The 2,648-nt window shown below is 35.0% G+C and carries 1 protein-coding gene; it reads left to right on the top strand.

Annotated elements, in window-relative coordinates:
* The first annotated feature begins 713 nt into the window (after positions 1-713).
* Positions 714-2,519 carry a group II intron reverse transcriptase/maturase gene (ltrA, locus tag BCR25_RS14085; protein WP_069664236.1) on the top strand — a complete coding sequence of 602 codons (1,806 nt, stop codon included), beginning with the start codon at positions 714-716 and terminating at the stop codon, positions 2,517-2,519.
* Positions 2,520-2,648: the final 129 nt, after the last annotated feature.

Here is a 2,648-nt window from a genome sequence, read left to right as displayed (position 1 = left end):
GATGGTGCGACACGTTTCACTATAAGTGTATAACACGAAAAGTGAGGACTTACTGAAGGTTAGTAGGTTACAACTAATGATTTGACAGTTGGAATGAAAGCCGTCATGTTGGCTGAAACAACTGGTTTAATACTCCTATATGCGTTTGGTTTTAACAGAAACTAAGGGTGTAAAGCTAGGTGAAGTCGGCTGAACAATGCCTAAGTGAAATGCGCATTTCATAAGGTAAAGGATAGGTCGGAACGCTATAAACTATCTATGGTGAGAATGTTTTCAATGGAAAACTGACGAACTTGCGAATGTACGGGTCTAAATGTCGACGTATGTGAAAGCATATATGGTTGCGAGGCGCAACGAGTATTACCGAAAAGTAAGAGTCGTCAATATGAAATTCGGGATAACGGACAAAGACGTTATAAATATTCAGGCTCAGAGTGAGCACCTAAGGATAGATATGTACAGCTAGAATCATTGGAACGTGGGAAGCGAGAAACACCTAATTAAAATGACTGTTATCAGGGTGTTGAATATAAGACAAAAGTTGAAATTTCTTAATTCTCGTGATAGTAGGGGCACAGTACCTGGGAAGCGTCTAATAAACGTGGAGGGATAGCCCCAAGGCTTGTTCTTTGAAAAATGAATACTAGGAAAATGAAACTCACAGGATCGGGTAAGATGATGGGACTAACGAAGTTAGGAGATTAAAACCATTTGTGAGTACAAAATTACGATTTTATGAATACTACGATATGCAAAAAACTTTTGATTGGCTGTTCGAGAGAAGCAAAAGAAATGGAATGAAAGGGATAGATTTATACAATATAATTATCTCTGAAAATAATATTTTATTGGCATACAGAATAATTAAATCAAATACAGGTTCACAAACAGCCGGTATAGATAATCAAACAATCAAAGATTTCAAAATAAAGGATAAAGCTGCTTTTATAGCGGAAATCAGGAGGAAGTTAGATAAATATGAACCTGAGCCAGTTAGGAAAGTAGATATTCCGAAATCTAATGGAAAGAGTCGTCCACTAGGTATACCAACTATTGGAGATAGAATAATCCAGCAGATGTTTAAGCAGGTTCTAGAACCGATTTGTGAAGCTAAATTCTTTAAACATTCCTATGGATTTCGACCGAATCGCTCGGCTCACCATGCATTATCAAGATGCTCTTTCTTGATGAATCAATCGACTTTTCACTATGTGGTCGATGTTGATGTAAAAGGATTCTTTGATAATGTGAATCATTCCAAATTGATTCGCCAGCTATACACAATTGGAATAAAAGATCGAAGAGTTTTAGCTGTTATCTACAAAATGTTAAAAGCTCCGATTGATAAGAAAGGTGTTCAAGATAAAGGAACCCCTCAAGGAGGAATACTGTCCCCTCTGTTATCCAATGTCGTATTAAATGAATTAGATCAGTGGATATCGAAACAATGGGAAGAATTTCCAACAAGACACCACTATTCCAGTAGTGGCAATAGAATGACAGCTCTCAAAAGAACAAGCCGCTTAAAAGAAATGTTTATCGTGCGATATGCGGATGATTTTAAAATATTCACTAAGAATTATAAAGATGCTTGGAAAATATTTCATGCAGTAAAGGGATATTTAACGAACCATTTGAAATTAGAAATATCGGCAGAGAAATCAAAAGTAACGAATCTTAGAAGAAATAAATCTGAATTTTTAGGATATGAAATTAGAGCCAAGAAAAATCGCCAAAGATATGTGGCAAGAACGTATACTTCTAAAAAGAATAAAAAGTTGATACGGGAAAAAATAAAACAAGCGCTAAAGAAAATTCAGAAAGACCCTAGTTGGAAGAATATACGTGAGTATAATGCTTATGTGCTAGGAATTCATAACTACTTTAGATTCGCTACACAGGTAAATAAAGATTTTTCAAAATTATCTTATTCACTTTTATATACTCAGTACAATCGTTTAAAAAATGTTGGAAAGTATGAGGTTCCAAGAAGTCCACCTATTTCTTACAAGAAATTCTACAGAAATAAAATCAGAACATTTAAAGTTAGTCTGATTTATCTATATCCTTTATCTGATATAAAGTGGAGACTTTCTCCGGGATTTAATCCAGTAATATGTGATTATACAGAAGAGGGAAGAATTAAAGGCTATAAAGGGATGCGTTCGTCTATATTTCTAGAAATCCAAAAACTACAATATTCTAATATTTCTAATAGAAGTATCGAATATATAGATAATAGAATTTCAAAATATTCGATGCAAAATGGAAAATGTGCAGTTACAGGTGTATTCCTAGCTGCGGACGAAGTCCATTGTCACCACATTTTACCGAAAAGCATGGGTGGAACAGATGAATTTCAAAATTTGGTTGTCGTTCATAGTTGGGCGCACAGATTGATACATGCGACATATACAGAAACGATTGACAAATATAAAAGATTACTCAAATTGAACGGAAAACAGCTTGAGCGGATAAATAAATATCGTGAGAAATGTAATTTAACTAGTATTTATTGAAAAAGAAGAAGTTGGAGCGCCGTATGCGCTGAAAGGTGCATGTACGGTGTGGAGCGGGGGAAAACCTAGAGAAGTTATTTGCTTTTAGTAGCTAAGAAAGCAAACTTCAAAAGGTTACCTATCGCTATC

It is taken from the genome of Enterococcus termitis, from assembly GCF_001730305.1.
Taxonomy (GTDB): domain Bacteria; phylum Bacillota; class Bacilli; order Lactobacillales; family Enterococcaceae; genus Enterococcus_L; species Enterococcus_L termitis.
Note: the sequence above shows the minus strand (reverse complement) of the source record. Positions and strands in the feature narration are given on the sequence as shown.